The organism is Coleofasciculus sp. C1-SOL-03, from assembly GCF_040220555.1.
Classification (GTDB): Bacteria; Cyanobacteriota; Cyanobacteriia; order Cyanobacteriales; family Coleofasciculaceae; genus Coleofasciculus.
The window spans coordinates 1-17759 of the sequence record NZ_JAVJUO010000160.1 but is presented as its reverse complement, the minus strand read 5'-3'; the positions used below and the strand labels follow the sequence as shown (position 1 = coordinate 17759).

Annotated in this window: 15 protein-coding genes and 1 pseudogene; 12 read left to right on the top strand and 4 right to left on the bottom strand. The window is 45.8% G+C overall.

What is annotated here, in order from left to right; all coding sequences use genetic code 11:
- Positions 1-151: 151 nt before the first annotated feature.
- Positions 152-988 carry a Tab2 family RNA-binding protein gene (locus RIE73_RS25870; RefSeq protein ID WP_446403908.1) on the bottom strand — a complete coding sequence of 279 codons (837 nt, stop codon included), beginning with the start codon at positions 986-988 and terminating at the stop codon, positions 152-154.
- Positions 989-1071: 83 nt separating this feature from the next.
- Between RIE73_RS25870 and RIE73_RS25865 the strand changes: the two genes are divergently transcribed.
- On the top strand, positions 1072-1299 hold the full coding sequence (locus RIE73_RS25865) for a hypothetical protein (protein WP_446403907.1): 228 nt from the start codon (positions 1072-1074) through the stop codon (positions 1297-1299).
- Positions 1300-1463: 164 nt separating this feature from the next.
- Here RIE73_RS25865 and RIE73_RS25860 read toward each other — a convergent pair whose 3' ends face one another.
- Positions 1464-1640 (bottom strand): hypothetical protein, encoded by a 177-nt coding sequence (locus RIE73_RS25860; RefSeq protein ID WP_446403906.1) that lies wholly within the window; start codon positions 1638-1640, stop codon positions 1464-1466.
- 243 nt (positions 1641-1883) lie between these two features.
- Here RIE73_RS25860 and RIE73_RS25855 point away from each other — a divergent pair, with 243 nt between their 5' ends.
- From RIE73_RS25855 to RIE73_RS25840, 4 genes are all read left to right on the top strand, one after another.
- Positions 1884-2090 carry a helix-turn-helix domain-containing protein gene (locus RIE73_RS25855; RefSeq protein ID WP_446403905.1) on the top strand — a complete coding sequence of 69 codons (207 nt, stop codon included), beginning with the start codon at positions 1884-1886 and terminating at the stop codon, positions 2088-2090.
- 209 nt (positions 2091-2299) lie between these two features.
- On the top strand, positions 2300-2665 hold the full coding sequence (locus tag RIE73_RS25850) for a hypothetical protein (protein ID WP_446403904.1): 366 nt from the start codon (positions 2300-2302) through the stop codon (positions 2663-2665).
- A gap of 9 nt (positions 2666-2674) precedes the next feature.
- Positions 2675-3130 carry a type II toxin-antitoxin system VapC family toxin gene (locus RIE73_RS25845; protein ID WP_446403903.1) on the top strand — a complete coding sequence of 152 codons (456 nt, stop codon included), beginning with the start codon at positions 2675-2677 and terminating at the stop codon, positions 3128-3130.
- Entirely contained in the window at positions 3102-3338 is a 237-nt protein-coding gene (locus RIE73_RS25840; RefSeq protein ID WP_446403902.1) for a GmrSD restriction endonuclease domain-containing protein, read from the top strand. The genes RIE73_RS25845 and RIE73_RS25840 overlap by 29 nt, the downstream gene beginning before the upstream one ends.
- A 329-nt stretch (positions 3339-3667) precedes the next feature.
- Here the strand turns inward: RIE73_RS25840 and RIE73_RS25835 are convergent, their stop codons facing one another.
- Both RIE73_RS25835 and RIE73_RS25830 read right to left on the bottom strand, forming a co-directional pair.
- Positions 3668-6793, bottom strand: a complete 3126-nt coding sequence (locus RIE73_RS25835; protein ID WP_446403901.1) for a response regulator — start codon at positions 6791-6793, stop codon at positions 3668-3670.
- 169 nt (positions 6794-6962) lie between these two features.
- Positions 6963-8558, bottom strand: a complete 1596-nt coding sequence (locus tag RIE73_RS25830; RefSeq protein ID WP_446403900.1) for a SpoIIE family protein phosphatase — start codon at positions 8556-8558, stop codon at positions 6963-6965.
- 460 nt (positions 8559-9018) lie between these two features.
- Between RIE73_RS25830 and RIE73_RS25825 the strand changes: the two genes are divergently transcribed.
- The 7 genes and pseudogenes from RIE73_RS25825 to RIE73_RS25795 all read left to right on the top strand — a co-directional run.
- On the top strand, positions 9019-10416 hold the full coding sequence (locus RIE73_RS25825) for a hypothetical protein (protein WP_446403899.1): 1398 nt from the start codon (positions 9019-9021) through the stop codon (positions 10414-10416).
- 103 nt (positions 10417-10519) lie between these two features.
- A complete protein-coding gene (locus RIE73_RS25820; protein ID WP_446403898.1) occupies positions 10520-11965 on the top strand; it encodes a DUF3131 domain-containing protein in 1446 nt (481 codons plus the stop codon).
- Between the two features lie 183 nt (positions 11966-12148).
- On the top strand, positions 12149-13588 hold the full coding sequence (locus RIE73_RS25815) for an eCIS core domain-containing protein (protein ID WP_446403897.1): 1440 nt from the start codon (positions 12149-12151) through the stop codon (positions 13586-13588).
- 35 nt (positions 13589-13623) lie between these two features.
- Positions 13624-14010: a hypothetical protein gene (locus RIE73_RS25810; RefSeq protein WP_446403896.1), complete on the top strand. Its 387-nt coding sequence runs from the start codon at positions 13624-13626 to the stop codon at positions 14008-14010.
- Between the two features lie 134 nt (positions 14011-14144).
- Positions 14145-14984, top strand: coding sequence for a hypothetical protein (locus tag RIE73_RS25805; protein ID WP_446403895.1), 840 nt, complete (start codon positions 14145-14147; stop codon positions 14982-14984).
- 16 nt (positions 14985-15000) lie between these two features.
- Entirely contained in the window at positions 15001-15603 is a 603-nt protein-coding gene (locus RIE73_RS25800) for a hypothetical protein (RefSeq protein WP_446403894.1), read from the top strand.
- A gap of 619 nt (positions 15604-16222) precedes the next feature.
- A pseudogene (locus RIE73_RS25795) lies at positions 16223-17495 on the top strand (DUF3131 domain-containing protein); the annotation flags it as partial.
- Positions 17496-17759 lie beyond the last annotated feature (264 nt).

The following is a 17759-nucleotide window of genomic DNA, read 5'->3' as shown; positions in this document are numbered from 1 at the left end:
TGAGTCGAAGCATGAAAACCAACTGTAGGGGCGGGTTTAGCCATTTAATTGTGATATCTACCGATAACCTTTCAACAAAACCCGCCCTTCATCAAGGTTAAAGATGTCTAGTAAATAACCAATGACAAATGACAAATGACAAATGACCAAATTAATCAGCCATCAACAACCAAAATCCGGTATACGTCATTCCCGAATCATCCGGTTGCACCAACAAAAAATGCAATCCCTGACTCGTTTGCTTACGCTGTTCATACAACCTCGCCGCCGCCGCGACTTCTTCATCCTCAAAGGTTGCCATTACCCAGCGTTCCACTAATCCCGCCTCTAAAATTAACCCATCTGGCGCACCTGGGATATAATTAAGCGTTACAGGTTGCACCGCTTGCAGCCAACGCGCTAAGGGCATCGATTGACGCCCCCCATCAATCACAACGCCGGGAACAGCTACGGTTGAGGCTAAACCTAACTGGAGAGGTAAGAGTTGATTGGGCAGATGTAAAATCGGAATCGGGCGTTGGGCAAACCCCTCCTCAATATCCCCTGCGGGAATACTAGCAAATCGCCAGCGATCGCCCCAGAGATTTTCCGGTAAGGGTACGGGTGGCGGTTTGTCTAAGCTAAGGGGGTTGTACGCTTCCCCGGTGTAATTCTGGTGTTGTGGATACTCTAACGTTCTTTCCTGTAATCGTTGCTTCAGGGCGGGAGTGCGTCGTGTGGCTTCTACCTTCACTCCCAATTGTTCTCCCACCTCCTGGAATAAATTGAACGACTGGGGGCGAAAGACGTGAATCGCATCCGGTAATCCTGTCTTCGCCGCCGCGACTTGCACCTGCGACAGCAACCAATCACGGGTTACGTCTGGCTGAGGACAGAATGATTCATAGATAACATTGCCTGTAGGGTCACAAATTAATAGTTCCCATAAGACTTGTCCCGTTTCATTTTGCAGAGGACGCCGATAAAAATCTGCTTGCCAAACATTCATGGATAAATACGATTACACCGAGTAATGAAAGTGCTTCCCCTCAGGAAAACACTCCTGTAAAGGATAACCACATCCTAGCTAAATTGATTCTTGAAATCCAGCAAACGCCAGCAGAATATTTGCCGAATTTACTCCAAATCGTGCGCTTATTTCGCGAAAGCGTCACACTGAAGCCAGTTCCCTCGGATGATTTGGAACAAAACGCTACACCGAAAACTCTCGAAGCTAACCGACTTGATCAAATGAAATCAATTAACGGTAAAATCACTACATTTCATGCCAAGCAAGCCCTTTCCCAGTATTCAAACTAACCAATAATTTTAATACGAAATCTACCCCGCTCGGTTAATGAGAGGGTGGGTTTTGTTGTTCATTTATCGGTGGGGAGGGCGGGTTTTGTTGTTTCCTTAGTGGTGAATATCTGAATTTAGTCCCTAAACCCGCCCCTACCTGATTTGGATGCGATCGCCTCCTCTCATCCTCCAATAACTGCTTTTTGCGCCGTTGCTAAAGAAACAGATACCGTTTCCTCATCCGGTTGCGGGTCAAACACCACGACAAAGGACGCATGGGGTATAAGCTGACGTAGACACCGCAAGTGACCGTCCGCATCAGACCGACTACGGAACCGACCCACGATAGTTCGCTGCATATTGGGTCGGAGTTGAGCGATCGCCCAAGGAGTTAGTCTTTGGTGATTTGATTGGAATTGTATGGCATGATTAGATAGTTCGTAAGGAACAAAGGAAAGGGCGTTAGTTAGTCTCTTGGCGGGGATGTACTAACGCCTGTCTATCATGATTAAAGTGCAAATCCTTCATTGTTGTCAATACTTAGCGCTAAGAGTTAACGATGAGTTGAGCGGAATCTTCGGTCAGCTATGGATCTGAGAGTCTTGAGAGAACGCGCAGGGTTGAGAATCTCAGATGTAGCGCGTGAAATAAAGAGTGCCGAATCTTCAATCCGCAACTGGGAAAAGGGGAGAACAACGCCCAAGATGGAAGTTTGGCAAGTATTCCGCTTGCGTGACTTGTATCAATGCACTGAAGAAGAGTTAGTGGATGCAGTCAGCGAGTCGATGCGAGAAGAAACACAGCCTTGATTTTCATCTTTGTGCGATCGCACATCATAGAGATGCTTACCCACCTCAGTGATTGTTAAGGTAGGGTATAAGTCCCTAGTGCAAGAAGGCAGAAGGCAGGAGGCAGAAGGCAGAAGGGCAGAAAGCTTATACCGTAAGACTTTGCACCTTTTTAAACTGGAGAGTTACTTCCGCCGCGCTGGTCTAGACATAAATATAAGGAGGAAACTATGTCTGAACAAGAGTTAAGTCGTGTAACCAATACAACAAGTACCAAGAATGATTTCCCAGAGGATGACCATCTCTTAGCTAAGTTGATCCTGGAAATCCAGCAAACACCGGAGGAATATCTACCAAACCTACTGCAAATCGTGCGCTTATTTCGCGAAAGTGTGACAAGCAAGCCAGTGCGATCGCAGGCTTCGGTCAAAGCGATAGATGAAATCAAGAATCCTGAGCCAGTAAAGAAATCAATACGGCAAATTGCCCTAAGTGAATTGCTTAGACAATGGGAAGAAGAGGGAGATGAACAGGAACAAACAGAAACGGCTGAAATCCTCCGTAAGGCACTAGAAGAAGATCCAATCACTATCTAAAACCATTCTATGAGCAGGGTAATATTACTCGATTCTGGTCCTTTAGGAATGGTGACAACTCCTAAAGCTAAACCTCCTATTTATCAGGAGTGCAAACGCTGGTTAAATTCTCTGGAACCCAAAGGCTACATAGTGATGTTACCGGAAATTGCTGATTATGAGGTGCGACGAGAATTGCTTCGCGCAGGTAAAGCGGCGGGGATTAGACGACTCAATCAACTTAAAGTTACGCTGACTTATTGTCCTATTACCACAGAAGTGATGCTCAAAGCTGCTGAATTTTGGGCGGAAGCACGCCAGAGAGGACAACCAACAGCAGATCCCAAAGCCCTTGATGGGGATGTGATTCTGGCGGCTCAGGCTACCTTAGTGGCAGACGAAGGAAATGAAGTTATAATTGCGACCACTAATGTAAAACATTTATCTCAGTTCGTTGATGCTCGCGAATGGCGACTCATCGAGTAGTACTCTTGTTCTGGACAAGTCATGGGAGACTCTATGGGAAGACTTGATGAGTCTTTACACTGCTGAAGGAAAGGATTTTTATTTTCTTGGACCAATCGTAACTCAATCAATACCTGGAACAGCCGAAGGAATATCTCCATTTATTGTTATAGATGGGCAACAACGTCTGACAACGCTTACACTCCTTTTAGCAGTCCAGACGACTTGATTACGTTAACACTCCGCGATCGCACTGAAGAAACTGCCGTACTTGCTGCACTGTTATATCCAATACCTGTTGCAGGGTAAGGGATTAAAAAAAACAAAGAAATAGATTTTCGTGAATTTATGGAGAATTATAGCAGTAGACACATCGATTAGGACAAAAACACTCCCTGGAGACGTTCCACCGGAACGTCTCTACGAATTTATAGTGTCCTAACTGTCTTGGCGGTTGCTATAGGTTCCCTGAGTCATTCCCCTCTCCGCAAAAATACGTATTTCTCCCCAAGCTAATTTTTGGCAAGGATAAGTATATGACGAATGACGAATGACGATTCAACCGCACTTGATATCCATTAATGCCGCTTTGACTCGTTCAAATTCCCGCTTCAGCCGCGACACCACCTCGGAAGCCGTGGTTAATTGTTCTTCTTGCGCCATTCTTTCTAAATTTTCGCAATATTCCGAAAACGGTATTGCCCCTAGAGACGCACTGCTTGACTTGAGGGTATGGGCTGATGCTTCTAGCCCGGTTGCATCTCCCTGAACAATGGCTGTCTCCATCCCTTGAATTAATGCTGGAGTTTCGGTTAAGAAAACCTGAATTAATTGAGCCAAACATGCTGATGCACCCTCTCCGAGAGTTTCTCGCAAGGCTTGTAGAACCTCTAAGTCGAGCGCCGCTTGATTCGTGGGTGTCTTCTCTTTTGGCTGAGACTGGTTTAAGACTCGCACCAATTCATCCACACGAATCGGCTTGCTGATATAATCATCCATACCAGCATTCAAACACTCTTGGCGATCGCTTTCCATGGCATTAGCTGTCATCGCAATAATTCGAGGACGGGTGGCAGCATCCCAGGTTTGGCAGATGCGTTGCGTGGCTTCCAAACCATCCATGTGCGGCATCTGAACATCCATAAATACCAGATCATAGGGTTGGCGATGCAAGGCTTCCAGAGCTTCAAGCCCGTCACCCACCACATCGGCTCGATAACCCATCCGCTGTAATAGCCGCACCGCTAACAGTTGATTCACCAGATTATCTTCCGCTACTAAAATGCGCCGGGGTAGTCGCAATGCCATTTGCGAGTCGAGTTTGACCCCCTGAGAACGGCGGGATTTAATCTTAGTTGGCACTCCCCCTAACGTTCGTACCAAAACACTGTACAGTTGAGACTGTTTAATCGGTTTATTTAGGAATGCCGCAAAATCAACCTGGGCAGCATTCAACTCCTTTTCTGGGATGCCAATGGAGGTGAGCATTATCAGGGGCAACTGTTGGCAATCAGGGCGCTGACGCAGGGTAGCGGCTAAACTCAAACCATCGACTTGCGGCATCTGCATATCCAGAATGGCTAAATCAAAGGGTGGCTCTTGCTCAATTAAGGCGATCGCATCTGTCGCTGAGGATGCTGTATCCGTTACCATAGACCAAGCCTCTGCTTGTCGGCTTAAAAAGTCCCGGTTCGTGGCGTTATCATCTATAATCAACAGCCGCTTCCCAGAGAGACAGGATGGAGAGTAAACTGTCTTCGCCACCGCACCCGCTACCGACTCAACCGTGATCATGAAATAGAAGGTTGAACCTGACTCAGACGGCTGTTCTGCCAATGGTTGCCAACCCGCAGGCGGATTACCCGCTACAGTACCGTGACTTTCCACCCACATCGTACCGCCCATCATCGTACTCAACTGTTTGCAAATCGCTAATCCTAACCCGGTTCCCCCGTATTTGCGGCTGGTGGAGGAATCCACTTGACTGAATGGTTTGAATAGGCGATGCATCCGCTTGGGTGTGATACCAATCCCTGTATCTTTAACTGCAAATTGAATGTGGTAACGATTGGAGTCTGGGTGAGAATCTGCCTCATTTTCTAATTTCCGCCCTGTCACCGAAGCCACTATTTCTCCGGCTGCGGTAAATTTAACCGCATTACTTAATAAATTCACTAAAATTTGGCGGACTCGTGTCACATCTCCCCTCACCTGATCAGGAATTGACGAGTCGAAGCGATAGCCTAACTCTAGTTTTTTCGCCGCCGCTTTCGCCGCCAGTAAATCCAGGGCGTCTTCCACACAGTCTCTGAGTGCAAAGGGCTGTTCTTCCAAATCCAACTTGCCCGACTCAATTTTGGAGAAGTCGAGAATATCGTTGATGATTGTCAGCAGCGTATCACTACTGTTGCGGATCGTTTCGGCAAAATGACGCTGATCTGGGGTAAGTTCGGTATCCAGAAGCAATCCCGTCATCCCGATTACACCATTCATCGGGGTGCGGATCTCGTGGCTCATCATTGCCAGGAATTCGCTTTTGGCTTTATTGGCTTTTTCGGCGGCTTGTCTGGCGTCTTGCAACATCCGATTTTGGTGTTCTAGGGCAGTTTGAGCTTGCTTTTGCTGAGTAATATCTTCAACGGAGCCTTCATAATAGAGTAATGTGCCGTTGCGATCGCGAACCGCCCGGGCATTTTCCATAATCCAAATCAGGCTTCCATCGCGCCGATAGACTTGAACTTCAAAGTGAGATACTGCTCCCTGTTGCTGCATTTGCTGGATAAACTCAGCGCGTCTGGAGGGATCAACGTAAAGCTGTTGTCCAATATCGGTAACCGAGGCGATTAACTCGGCGGGTGAGTTATAGCCATATATTCGGGCGAGGGCAGGATTCGCGCTAATATAATGCCCATCGGCTGTGGTTTGATAGATTCCCTCAACCGCATTCTCAAAAATACTGCGGTAATTTTTTTCCGCCTCCTGTAAGGCGTGCATCTGGCGTTCTAATTGAGCGACATTTAGCCGTAGCTCGAATTGAGCGATCGCTTGACGCCCCAAGGCTTCTAGGGCTTCTATCTGTTCTGTAGTCAACTGGCGCGGCACTTGGTCAATCACGCACAGGGTACCCAAGGGAAAACCATCAGGAGTGACCAGAGGAGTCCCAGCATAAAAACGGATGTTGGGTTCAGATGTGACTAACGGGTTCTGGGCGAACCGCTCATCGTCTAGGGCATTCGGAACCATTAACACCTGATCTGGGTTAAGAATCGCATGAGCGCAGAACGCCTGTTCTTTCGGTGTTTGGGTGGCATCTATACCCACCTTTGACTTAAACCACTGCCGAGTGGCATCGAGAAGGCTAATTAAAGCAATGGGAGTACCACAGATGTACGCCGCCATCTTGGTTAAATCGTCAAATGCCTGTTCTGGCAACGTATCGAGAATATGATATCGTTCAAGTGCTTTGAGTCTATCGGCTTCATTGCTAGGTAAGGGAGGCATCTGTATCGGGTTGAGAGTTGTATCATGTCTACCTATACAATCATTATCCCCTTTGACCTTGATGACTGTCTTCTGCCTGGTACCATCTTCGACTATAGCTTGAGGGTCTGCTGCATAAGTCTTGTGGTGGGGAGAGGCAACAGGCAATGGGCAATAGGCAATAGTAAAGCCTTGAATGTTCATTCATGCAAGTTACAGGGTTTAAGTGGGTGGACGGGAACAGGGAACAGGGAACAGGGAACAGGGAACAGGGAACAGTAAAGGGTTGAGGGCGATTTGCTTGCACTTAATACAGTACTGTTTTCTTTTGTCCGACTACTTAGGTTCAGGTAATTATAACTTCTATAAAGCATTAAGATAATCTAATTTTTAACAAGGAAAAGTCATCAGCCAAGGCACTATTATAGCTTAAGGCTTGGATATAATTAAAAACTTGCGTCAGAGTGTTATTGGTAGAGAATCGGGTAATTTCCAAGAGTTCCGTAAAGGCATTAAGTCCCAAGATTTTGCCGTTGTCTTGATGAATCTCATAAACGCCATCACTAAATAAATAGAGTGTACTATCGGGTTTAATTTCACATAAATTATCATCAAAGTCAGCGTCGGGAAGCATACCAATGGGAATACTCATCGCTTCTAACCGTTGTATGGGAGTTGAAGCATCAGCCAGCAAAAGAGCGGGTGGATGTCCGGCACAAGCATAAACTAAGGTGCGATTAGTCCGGTTATAAACGCCATACCAAATGGTGAAATAGTCATCTCCGGTGTCACCCATCTGAAAGATGGTATTGAGTGCCGTGAGAACCGCGCTGGGTTGGTAAAAATTGGTGTTGGCTAGAGATTGCGATCGCAGAATATTTAGCACTGATACCGATAACAGGGCGGACTTCACCCCATGTCCGGCGACATCCAACAGATACATGACTAAATGCTCAGAATCTAGCCAATAATAATCAAAGGCATCACCCCCTAACTGCAACGAGGGAACAAACTGCTGTTCAATGGTGACAACCGATTCAGTTATGGGACGCGGTAAGAGCGATCGCACGTAGTCGGCGGCTTGATTTAATTCCTGTTGCAATATCTGATTTTGACGCTGTAATTCTTCCTCGGCTTGCTTGCGTTCAGTAATATCATTGAGTGTGCCGGAAATTCCTCTGAGAGTCCCATTTTCATTTAAGAGTAGGCGGGCATACACTTCAATATAGGCTACTGTCCCATTTTTTGATAAATAGCGAACTTGGTAACAGCAATCTGGCGTTTGAGGGGTGAGATCTTGTTCGGCGGCTTTATCTTTACCCACCTGTAAAGCGTTAACTGAATAGGATTGAAGTAGATGGTGGAAATGTGCCTCATGATCGTGACGATCATCGGGATGAATAAAGTCTACAAAGCGCTTACCAAGACTTTCGGCGATAGAAAATCCTGTAATTTCTGTCCACGCGGGGTTAAGAAAGGTTAATTGTCGTTCAGCATTCATTTGGAAAATCACTTCTTTCAGGTTTTCCACCACAGAACGATATTGTTTCTCGCTTTTGCGTAACGCCTTCTCCGCCCAACTCGCTTCCAGCAGACGACGCACCCGTCGCCGCAACACGGGGGCGTGAATCGGTTTAGTCACATAATCCACCGCACCCGCTTCAAATGCCCGATCCACCGAGGTTTGGTCATCCAATCCCGTAATCATTAAAATAGGAGTGCGATCGCTACCCATCAAGGCTTGCAGTTTGCGGCAACAGGTAAAACCATTCATCCCTGGCATCATGGCATCAAGCAGTACCATATCCGGTTGTAGCTGGGCGTAAGTCGCAAGACATTGTTCTCCATTCTCTACTTCTTCGACTCTGTAACCCTCTTTTTCGATGATGTGACGCAGCATGATCCGCGTAAATCGGTCATCATCAACGATAAGAATCAAGGCAGAATTTGAGTGAATTGAGTGACTCATGCGATTAGGTTAAATATTAATCAGTTTAATTATCAGTAATGCTGATGTGCCAGTGGTTTCCCACTGTACGTCAGTGTCATTCCGTTAATTGTGGACTCGACACTGCCCCAGACACCAGCGAAGAATTACGGTATTTCTTTGAAGTCACCAAAACTTTATCCTAGAATTCACGTATTGACAAAAATATTAAAATGTGTTTTAGGGAGTGCTTTTCACGGTATGTGGTACAACGTGAGTTTGTAGGGGCGGGTTTCACGACTATCTTTTTGGTTGCACCTAGATATGACTAAACCCGCCCCAACTCAGGTTTCTACACTTCTCGTGAAAACTTAGAACAAAAGCAGGTTCACTCAGTAAATTTACGGATTAGATTGCCTTCCCTTCATCAAATATTCATAGTTTTCCCGGATGTAAGAGACAGTCATGACTGACTAAGATGTTTATCGTTCAGGAGTTAGTCATGAGCGTAAACGGATTCAATTATGGTTTAGAGTTTTTGCTCTTCCTGCGAAATGTAGGTAGGATGCGCTGGCATTACCGAAGGATTTTTATCTGGACTGTCGGGTTCTGGATATTGAGTGTTTGTCGATTACAGGCAATTAGTCAAACTGCTTTTAATCAGGTAGATTCTATGCCATTTTCGGATAATCTGGCTGAATTGGATAGGAGGATAACGAAAATGCAGGTTATGTCTAAGTCTGGAAAAAAAGAGAACTTGCAGTTACAACCAACTCATGAGAGTTCGCCAATCTCTAGATCTGTTATTTTCTCATCTTTAGAACCAACACTGTCCCCATCTTTGCCAGAGATAACCTTAAATGGTTCTGTAGCGTCATCGACAGTAAAACCCGTTAAAACGGATAGTCCTTTGACTGAAGCGTCTTTGACTGAACTGCATTATTACTCTGATCAATTTCCTCTGTTGATGGCTGCACCAGACAACTTTAATCCAGGGTTACGATTACCGCCGGAATCTCCAGAGTTGCCATCCCAACCGAGTTCAGTTTCGTCTTCGGCTGAGTCGATTGTTTTAGAAGGTTTAACGACTGATTTTCGCTATGACCATGATAACTTTGACCAACGGAATCTCTTTGTTGAAGAAACCGCTCAATTTCGTTTACGGAATGGGAATATCGTCCGATTTAAAACAGGATTTAATTCCTTCGAGCATCCTGATGTTGATTCCGTGACCAATATCCCAATTCAAGTGGGTTGGGAAGGGAAAATTGACCAAGTAACAGTGGAGGTTGCTGGAGGGGTTGATTGGTTTGACCGTTTGCCAACGGCGCTGAATTTGAGCGCTAGGGTGGAAGCGCCTATTGCGGTTAAGGTGAGTCCGACGGGAGAGTTAGAATCGGGAATTTTTCCCGCCTTTATCGTCGAACAAGCGCCCTATAAGTTTAATGCTGAAACGCTGGATAATCAAATCACGGCTTGGCGATTTGGTCCCAACGTATATTGGCAGATTGCCCCAAATACTAGCTTTTTTACCTTGCTGAGAGTGGGGCTTTATAACGATGGGAATCAAGAGTGGCAATCCTTTAGTCGGCTAGAACAGAAAATCGGTCAGTTTTATCTGGCGGCTAATCTGTTTACCTGGAGTTATCAAGAGGATTTAGAGACGCAAAATGGTTATTTTTCACCGCCGGATTTTCTGGTTTATAATGCCGAGATTGGTTGGGAGGGGGATGTCTTTGATTTTCTGAGTTGTCGGTTAGCAGCAACAGTAGGACGCCAGCGATTAGATGGAGAATTTGATAATGCTAATGGGTATGAAGCCCGTTGTACAGCTCAGATTTCGCCCAATGTAGAGGCATTTGTCATTGGTCATTTGTCATTGGTCATTTGTCATTGGTAAAAGTTTGAGTATTATTGACTAAATTTGATTCAGTTTGGTTTATTTTCACCAGTCTAATTATGACTGAGTTAGATGTCAATAAATCGATTTATTTAGGAGAATCATGAGTATTAACTTTGAGCCACCGCCAAGAAAAATATCTCTTGTTGTTTGTGCTGGAGGAATTGCCACAGCTATCGCCGCGATCGCGAGTTTGGAATCTCTGTCAAATCAGCCGAATATCTCGTCTATGCCATCGCCAGAAGCCTCGGTTTCTCAAGTCGTTACCCCTAAGACTAAGGAAAACCCTAAGTTGGCAAAACTTGATGATGAATCGGTAAAATTGCCCGGTACTCCTGTCACCTCTGCTGAACTCAAAGCGGCGGAACGTTCGGTTATTTCCCCTAGTGCAGGTACATTAACCCCAGCGGAAATGGCAATGGCTGAACAAGCCTGGAAGTATTTTGAACAAAACTGGAATGATCAAACCGGATTGGTGAATTCTGCTGATGGATTTGCCTCAGTAACAATGTGGGATCAAGGGGCGGCAATTGCGGCATTAGTGAGTGCTAAAGAACTGGAGATTATCCCAGAGTCCGAATTTAAGACTAAGATGAGTCGCCTGTTGAAAACACTGGCAACGATGCCGCTTTATAACGACGAATTGCCGAATAAAGTCTATAATTCTAAAACATTAATGCCTGTTAATTATGGTCAACTGGACAAGAAAGAGGAAATCGGTTGGTCAGCCATTGATTTGGGGCGATTGGCGTTATGGCTGAAGATTGTCGGCGCGAAATATCCAGAGTTTAAATCAGCAACGGAAGCCGTTTGGGATCATTGGCAGGTTGATCGGTTGACAGAAAATAAGCAGATGTATGGCACTAGCGTTGTTAATGGCAAAGAGCAATATAATCAGGAAGGGCGCTTGGGTTATGAAAATTATGCAGCTTACGGTTTGAAGTTGTGGAATTTGAATGTTAAAAAGGCGTTGGATTTTGCCGAAAATGTGGCATTTGTGGATCTTTATGGTCAAGGGGTTCCTTATGACAAGCGAGATTATGAAACGTCGGAAGCGAATAACTATGTCCTCAGCGAACCCTATATTTTAGATGGGATTGAAACCGGGTTTAAGGCTTTGCCGAAAGCTTATGCGGATCGACTTTTAGCGGCACAAGAATCCCGGTACAATGCCACGAATCAATTAACGGCGGTAACTGAAGATAATTTGGATCGTCCGCCTTATTTTGTCTATGGCACTTTGTTTGCGAATGGGGAAGCCTGGGCAACGATTACTGATACTCGCGAAAATCATGATAATTTGCGCTTTATCAGCACCAAAGCGGCGCTGGGTTGGCACGTTCTTTACAATACGGAGTACACCAATAAGTTATTTGAGTTTGTCCAAGATAATCTCAAAGCGGATAAGGGATGGTACAACGGATTTTATGAGTCGTTAGATGAACCGAATAAATCCCTGACGGCAAATAATAATGGTGTGATCCTGGAACTGTTTCTTTACAAAAAAGTTGGCGAACCGCTGATCGAATGGGCAGGGGTGAGGGAATAAGTAGATTGAAGAGTATCTACTAAAATAGTTTATGATTTAGCCAACATCTCAAGACCTCTTGGGTCAAGCCGCTTTCCGGCGTTTTCTCGGAACGGGCTAGGCATTGGCTGCTCGGAGAATCACCCAGAATTCTTGAGGAAATCGGCTCCGGTCATCACATTATCAGGCAACTGAGGCGGCATCATGGAGTATAAACCCGTACAAAAGAAAAATTCGTCCTGGACTCCAACCACAGTACAGAAAAAGGGTAAAAGTCCAGGTAAATTGGGACATTTTTCGATTCAACCCAAGCTACACCATACATCTGCTCCATCCCAAGAAATCGGGGAATATTCCAGAGATTCAGCGGATAGACTCACCGCCAATGTGATGCGAGGACTCCAAGCCAAGGAACAGGAGCAAGCCGAATCTTCAACAGGAAAGCGTAAATCTGAATCACCCTGGGCACCAGGGTTTGATGCTGCCTCACCCATAACACAAACCCCTGCTTCCCAAATAAGAGCAGCTTTTACCCCAGTATCAGAGAACCCGATTCAACGCCAATGTGCTGATAGTTCAGCATCAGTTCAGCGTCAGTTGGACACCAATCACCCCCATCACCCCCATCAGATCTGGCAGAGAGCGCAGTTCATTAAACCTGTGGTGCAAAAGCAAATTGATCCGCGTGTGCAAATGCGCCAGATGATACAACGGGCAGATCAAATGGCGAAAAATCAAGCGTCTTTTGATTTAGAGAGTCGTTTGAATGCTTCTAAGGATGGTAGTTCTCCTTTAGCGCCGGAGGTGATCCGGTTTATGGAGCCGCGCTTTGGGGCAGATTTTCGTGGAGTGCGGGTGCATACGGGTGGTGAAGCGATGCAGATGAATCAGGAGTTAGGCGAGTACGGAGAAAGTCTCCTAACTCCCCAGGAGCGTAGTAGGGTTCAAGAGCTACTTTCTGGCATGAATGGCATCAATCGTAATGCAGCCTTATTCATTGCAGGAGCTTTCTATCAGTGGTTACGTAACAACGGGGAACTGGGGCGCTGGGTGTTAGAGGCAGTTTCTTTAGGTACTTCTAGCGTCAGCGAAGACTTAGAAGCAGTAGAAGAATCCCTTCCTAAGAGCGGGCCTTTTGAAATGGGTAGGACAGCCGGAGACCTCGCAGGCATCGTCACAGGAGTGTTAGAGATGATTGCTGGGGGCGGTGCAGTTGCAGGGGGAGGAAGTTTGTGTTTAACAGGAATAGGTTGTATTGCAGGCGCTCCTGCCACCGTGGTTGGGGGCGCTACAGTAGTACATGGAGGAAGTGTTGTTGTTGAAGCAACGGGCAATCTGGCTGAGGATTTAGCCGGGTTAGTTAGTCAGGTTTTTGCTATTAGTGGTGGACGCGGACGCCCACCAGAATTTCCAGGAGGCACACTTACTGAATCAGAATTTTTAAGCGCTGTCGAGGACTTCCTCGGTTCTGGTTATACTGAAGTTTCTCCAGGTCGCTACTTGTCTACAGATGGAATGAGACAGGTTCGCTTCGGTAGCCATGAAACTAGAGGACTAAAGCTACACGGACACTTTGAAGCGTATGATCGACCCGGCGGACGAGTAGTTGAAAATACAGTCGTGGATATAGTCCCCGATCCTTGATAGCCTTCTACACGAAAACTTAAATTATCAATGCCATGAGTAATTATCGCATACTTCAAAAGAGCATCTTGTCAACACAAAATCAACCTACGGAAAAAACACAGCATTTTAGAGGAGAGGAGAAAATTACTGTTCCCGATAGTCTGCAAATTGTCAAGTATCCTGACGACGTTGGATACTATCTTTTGTATCTTGACAAAGAAGGAAACGAGCTAACAGATACATACCATGACCAACTTGAGGATGCACTTGCTCAGGCAGAGTGGGAATTTTCTGTGAGTCTTGAACAATGGGAGATTCTTGAAGAAGATAACAATACATCGACTCAAACCGACCTTAATCACAAAGGTGATCACATCAAATCTGGGTCAGATCTTCTTGCCGAGAGATTGAGGAAAAAATTGAGGAATTCTTCGGGTTAATCTTATTCTTTAAAGGGTATTTTGTAGGGGAAAAGAAAGGAGTAAAATAACCAGAAAACAGAGCAAGTGGAGGAAAAACTGGAAAAATAAGTAAAGGATTTGGAGGTGAAGTAAAGGGTAGACAACAGAGGGAATTGGGAACAGCTTTTGCCCCAGTCTCAGAAAACCCGATTCAACGGCAATGTGCTGATTGTGCTAAAGAAGAGGAGGGACAGGCAACAGAAGCCGGGAAAGATTTAGAGTCAGGAGTAGAGACGCGCCATGGCGCGTCTCTACAGGTAATGTCAATGTCAGCGCCTCCTGATAGTTCAGCATCAGTTCAGCGTCAGTTGGACACCAATCACCCCCATCACCCCCATCAGATCTGGCAGAGAGCGCAGTTCATTAAACCTGTGGTGCAAAAGCAAATTGATCCGCGTGTGCAAATGGGGCAGATGGTAGGTCAAGTAGTACAATTTTATCCTGGTGATGGTATGGTGGCTCCAGGAGACTGTAGTTGGACCCGATATAGTGCCTTATTAGTAGCAGTAGAGTCAACTAAAAAAGTCACAGCTAAACTTGGTAAATGTCTTGACACCGACGACTGTGTAACCCTTGCGACCAAGATCACCGCCGTTACCGCAGAAATCGCCGCACGGACTGCGATAGCTACTACGTGTTTTAAGGGTGGAGATAAAAAACATCGTGATCAACTAGACCAAAAGAGGAACATGATGATGCGTTGCTATAGGTACTTCGATGATTCTAAATGTCCACAACAATTAGTACAAGCAATGGAGGAAGTAGTTGAACGCACTCGAAGGCTTGTCGAAGCCGGACTAACTATTGCTGCAATAGCTGCACTTATTGTCGCAATCATTGCACTTGGGAAAGCCATTCTTGCCGTAGGCGTGGCTGGCTCTATAGCAGCAGGGATTTTAGCGGTGATAGCGGCGCTTGAGTTAGCCCTACAGCAAATTCAACAAGCACACTAGACAATCTAGCAATGATATGCAAATACCTCCTAAAAAAGACCTCAAAGCATATTTTTTCGATGCCTTTGCTTCACGCCCTCGACCCCTAGATACTCAGATATTAGCACCGTTGCCTCGAGTGCAGTACGAACATAAAAAACTGGGTCAATTTTTGGCTGGGACAACCCCCAGAGAACTTACTGCTGAGGAGATGCGCTATGAGATAGGAGGTGACCTTGTCGTGCTAACTTCGGAGGCATTTCGGTATTTTCTACCTGCTTTCTTATCTGCTTCTATAAACTCATACCAATCCGCTGATTTCTTTGTGGATGTGCTTATAGGTACACTTACCAAACCATCTCGCCCGGATATTGTAGAAAGCTACGATTACCTTGCTCAACGTTCACCTGGTCTCCTAGATGAGATGCTGGAGTTGCTCAGGGAGCAGCAACTAGAATACTTCGATTCTGGAGAGCAACTAGCCCAGTTTCACGAGCGCTTCGACAGCTTGACTGTCGAGGAAGGAAAAGCAGTTCTGGCTTTCTTAGTTACTTTAAAGGAGTATTATAATAAGGACTTTCCTTTCGGAGAGTTGGATAAAGCTATTGATCGCCACTGGATACGCTATGAAACTTCGTAAAAGCTAGTTATCCCTGAAAAACCAAGCAAGCTCAGAAAAGGGGTATTTTGCAGGGGAAAAGAAAGGAGTGAAATAACCAGAAAACAGAGCAAGTAGAGGAAAAACTGGAAAAATGAGTAAAGGATTTGGAGGTGAAGTAAAGATTTAGAGGAAATTGGCATTCAAACGAAATTGACCCTTCGATCCTTCGGTACACTCAGGGCGTCGCTTCGCGGCAATTGAGCATGGCCGAACGTCCGAAGTCCTGTCGAAATTCAGGGTCAACCATAGGAGCGCCAGGAGATGCTTACGAACAAGAAGCTGACCGAGTAGAGACGCTTCTCGCATCGCGTCTCTACAGGTGATGTCAATGTCAGCCCCTGCGGATAGTTCAGCGTCAGTTGGAAACCAATAACCCTAAGCAGATAAGTACCGGGTTGGGCGCACTGATGAAAACCTATTACTATCGAAACGATCCCTTTGCCCTTACCCATTTCTCCGTAAATCTAACCAATTCCCCGATCCAGACCAAACGAATCTCCGTAGGTTTACGGTTTTCTTACTTCATTTTTTTGCGTCTAATAAAAAAAGAGTTAATCGGGGTTGACCTGAACGTGTTCTCATGTAATTATTCATCCTTATGCTACCCAAAGTTTCTCGCCCAATTGCCTTAAAACTAATTGCTTTATTCCTCATCGGAGCAATTTCTCCCTCACTATTGATTCATTCCCCCCAAACAGCATTCGCTCAACTGCCCATTTCTGCACCTGCTACCTGTGCGGAAATTACTGCCCCGCTAACAGCAGAGGAACAACTTTATGCCCAGACAGCTTGGCAGTATTTTCTCAATAACTATCAGCCAGAAACAGGATTCACCAACTCCAGCCATGACTACCCCTCCGGTACAATCTGGGATATGGGAAATTATTTAATGGCACTGAATTCAGCCCGCTGGTTAAATTTAATTGACCAGGGAGAGTTTGACTATCGCCTGAATCAGTTTTTAACGGGTTTGGAAACGTTGAGGTTATTTGAAGATAGCCTACCGAACAAGGTTTATAATACCGAAACTGGACAACTTGTTGATTATGCCAATACTCCCATCGAACGAGGAATTGGGTGGTCGGCGTTGGATATTGGTCGCGTATTAGCGGCATTTGATGTAATTCGGACTTGTCATCCCCAGTATGAAGATTGGTTGTCTAAAATTCTTCAGACGTGGGATATTGAGCGATCGCTTAACGATGGACACCTCTATGGGGCTACGGTTTTACCGGATAATCAAACTCTATTGGTGCAAGAAGGGCGTCTGGGTTATGAAGAATATGCGGCGAGAGGCTACGAACTTTGGGGCTTTAATGCGGCGAAGGCTGTCTCCTTTGAACCGTTTAAGTTGGTGGAGATTAATGGGGTGCAAATTCCTGTGGATACTCGCGATTACCAAACCACCAATGCCAATAACTATGTGGTAAGTGAGTCCTATATTTTAGATGGGATTGAATTTGGCTTCCAGGGAGATATTGCGGATTATGCGGCTAGGGTTTTAGAGGTGCAGAAACGTCGCTATGAACAAACTGGACAACTCACGGCGGTGACGGAGGATAATATTGATCAACCGCCCTATTTTCTCTACAATACGGTTTACGCCAATGGCGTTCCCTGGGCAACGATTACCGATCGCAACGAGTCTCACTCATCGCGCGGATTTAAACGGGGCTACGCTATGGGGATTAGGGGATTATCTCGCCGCCCTCCATGCCGCCCATACTCTAGATATTATCTCAGCAGCGGAATTTAGCGATCGCACTCGTCATTTGTTAGCCGCGTTGCAGCAGTTGCCCCTATTTGCCGGACAATTACCCCATCGAGGCTATGATACCCAATCCTTACACCCCATCGACTACGGCGGGAATCCCAGTGTCAAGGGTAGCACCAATCCCACGGCTGAGGGTTGATAACAGACAGCCAGTATGATACTATATGGTCATATTGGCTTAAATTTACTCATATTGGCGATATTCCTTTGAGAGAAGCCCTTAAGCGACTTGGATTACATAAAAACACGAAGCAGGAAGTAGGCAGATAATGGCAGCATTCCCTCTATACGCAACAGAGCCGGACAAAGGCTTTTTGATGTCGAAGCCTATCTGGGAGCAAGTGTTGGAAGCGCCACTGTT

What these genes read in the sequence shown, in the direction of transcription:
- RIE73_RS25870 (WP_446403908.1), bottom strand. Translation starts at nt 988, where the DNA reads ATGAATGTTTGGCAAGCAGATTTTTATCGGCGTCCTCTGCAAAATGAA.
- RIE73_RS25860 (WP_446403906.1), bottom strand. Translation starts at nt 1,640, where the DNA reads ATGCAGCGAACTATCGTGGGTCGGTTCCGTAGTCGGTCTGATGCGGAC.
- RIE73_RS25850 (WP_446403904.1), top strand. Translation starts at nt 2,300, where the DNA reads ATGTCTGAACAAGAGTTAAGTCGTGTAACCAATACAACAAGTACCAAG.
- RIE73_RS25845 (WP_446403903.1), top strand. Translation starts at nt 2,675, where the DNA reads ATGAGCAGGGTAATATTACTCGATTCTGGTCCTTTAGGAATGGTGACA.
- RIE73_RS25840 (WP_446403902.1), top strand. Translation starts at nt 3,102, where the DNA reads ATGCTCGCGAATGGCGACTCATCGAGTAGTACTCTTGTTCTGGACAAG.
- RIE73_RS25835 (WP_446403901.1), bottom strand. Translation starts at nt 6,793, where the DNA reads ATGAACATTCAAGGCTTTACTATTGCCTATTGCCCATTGCCTGTTGCC.
- RIE73_RS25830 (WP_446403900.1), bottom strand. Translation starts at nt 8,558, where the DNA reads ATGAGTCACTCAATTCACTCAAATTCTGCCTTGATTCTTATCGTTGAT.
- RIE73_RS25825 (WP_446403899.1), top strand. Translation starts at nt 9,019, where the DNA reads ATGAGCGTAAACGGATTCAATTATGGTTTAGAGTTTTTGCTCTTCCTG.
- RIE73_RS25820 (WP_446403898.1), top strand. Translation starts at nt 10,520, where the DNA reads ATGAGTATTAACTTTGAGCCACCGCCAAGAAAAATATCTCTTGTTGTT.
- RIE73_RS25815 (WP_446403897.1), top strand. Translation starts at nt 12,149, where the DNA reads ATGGAGTATAAACCCGTACAAAAGAAAAATTCGTCCTGGACTCCAACC.
- RIE73_RS25810 (WP_446403896.1), top strand. Translation starts at nt 13,624, where the DNA reads ATGAGTAATTATCGCATACTTCAAAAGAGCATCTTGTCAACACAAAAT.
- RIE73_RS25800 (WP_446403894.1), top strand. Translation starts at nt 15,001, where the DNA reads ATGCAAATACCTCCTAAAAAAGACCTCAAAGCATATTTTTTCGATGCC.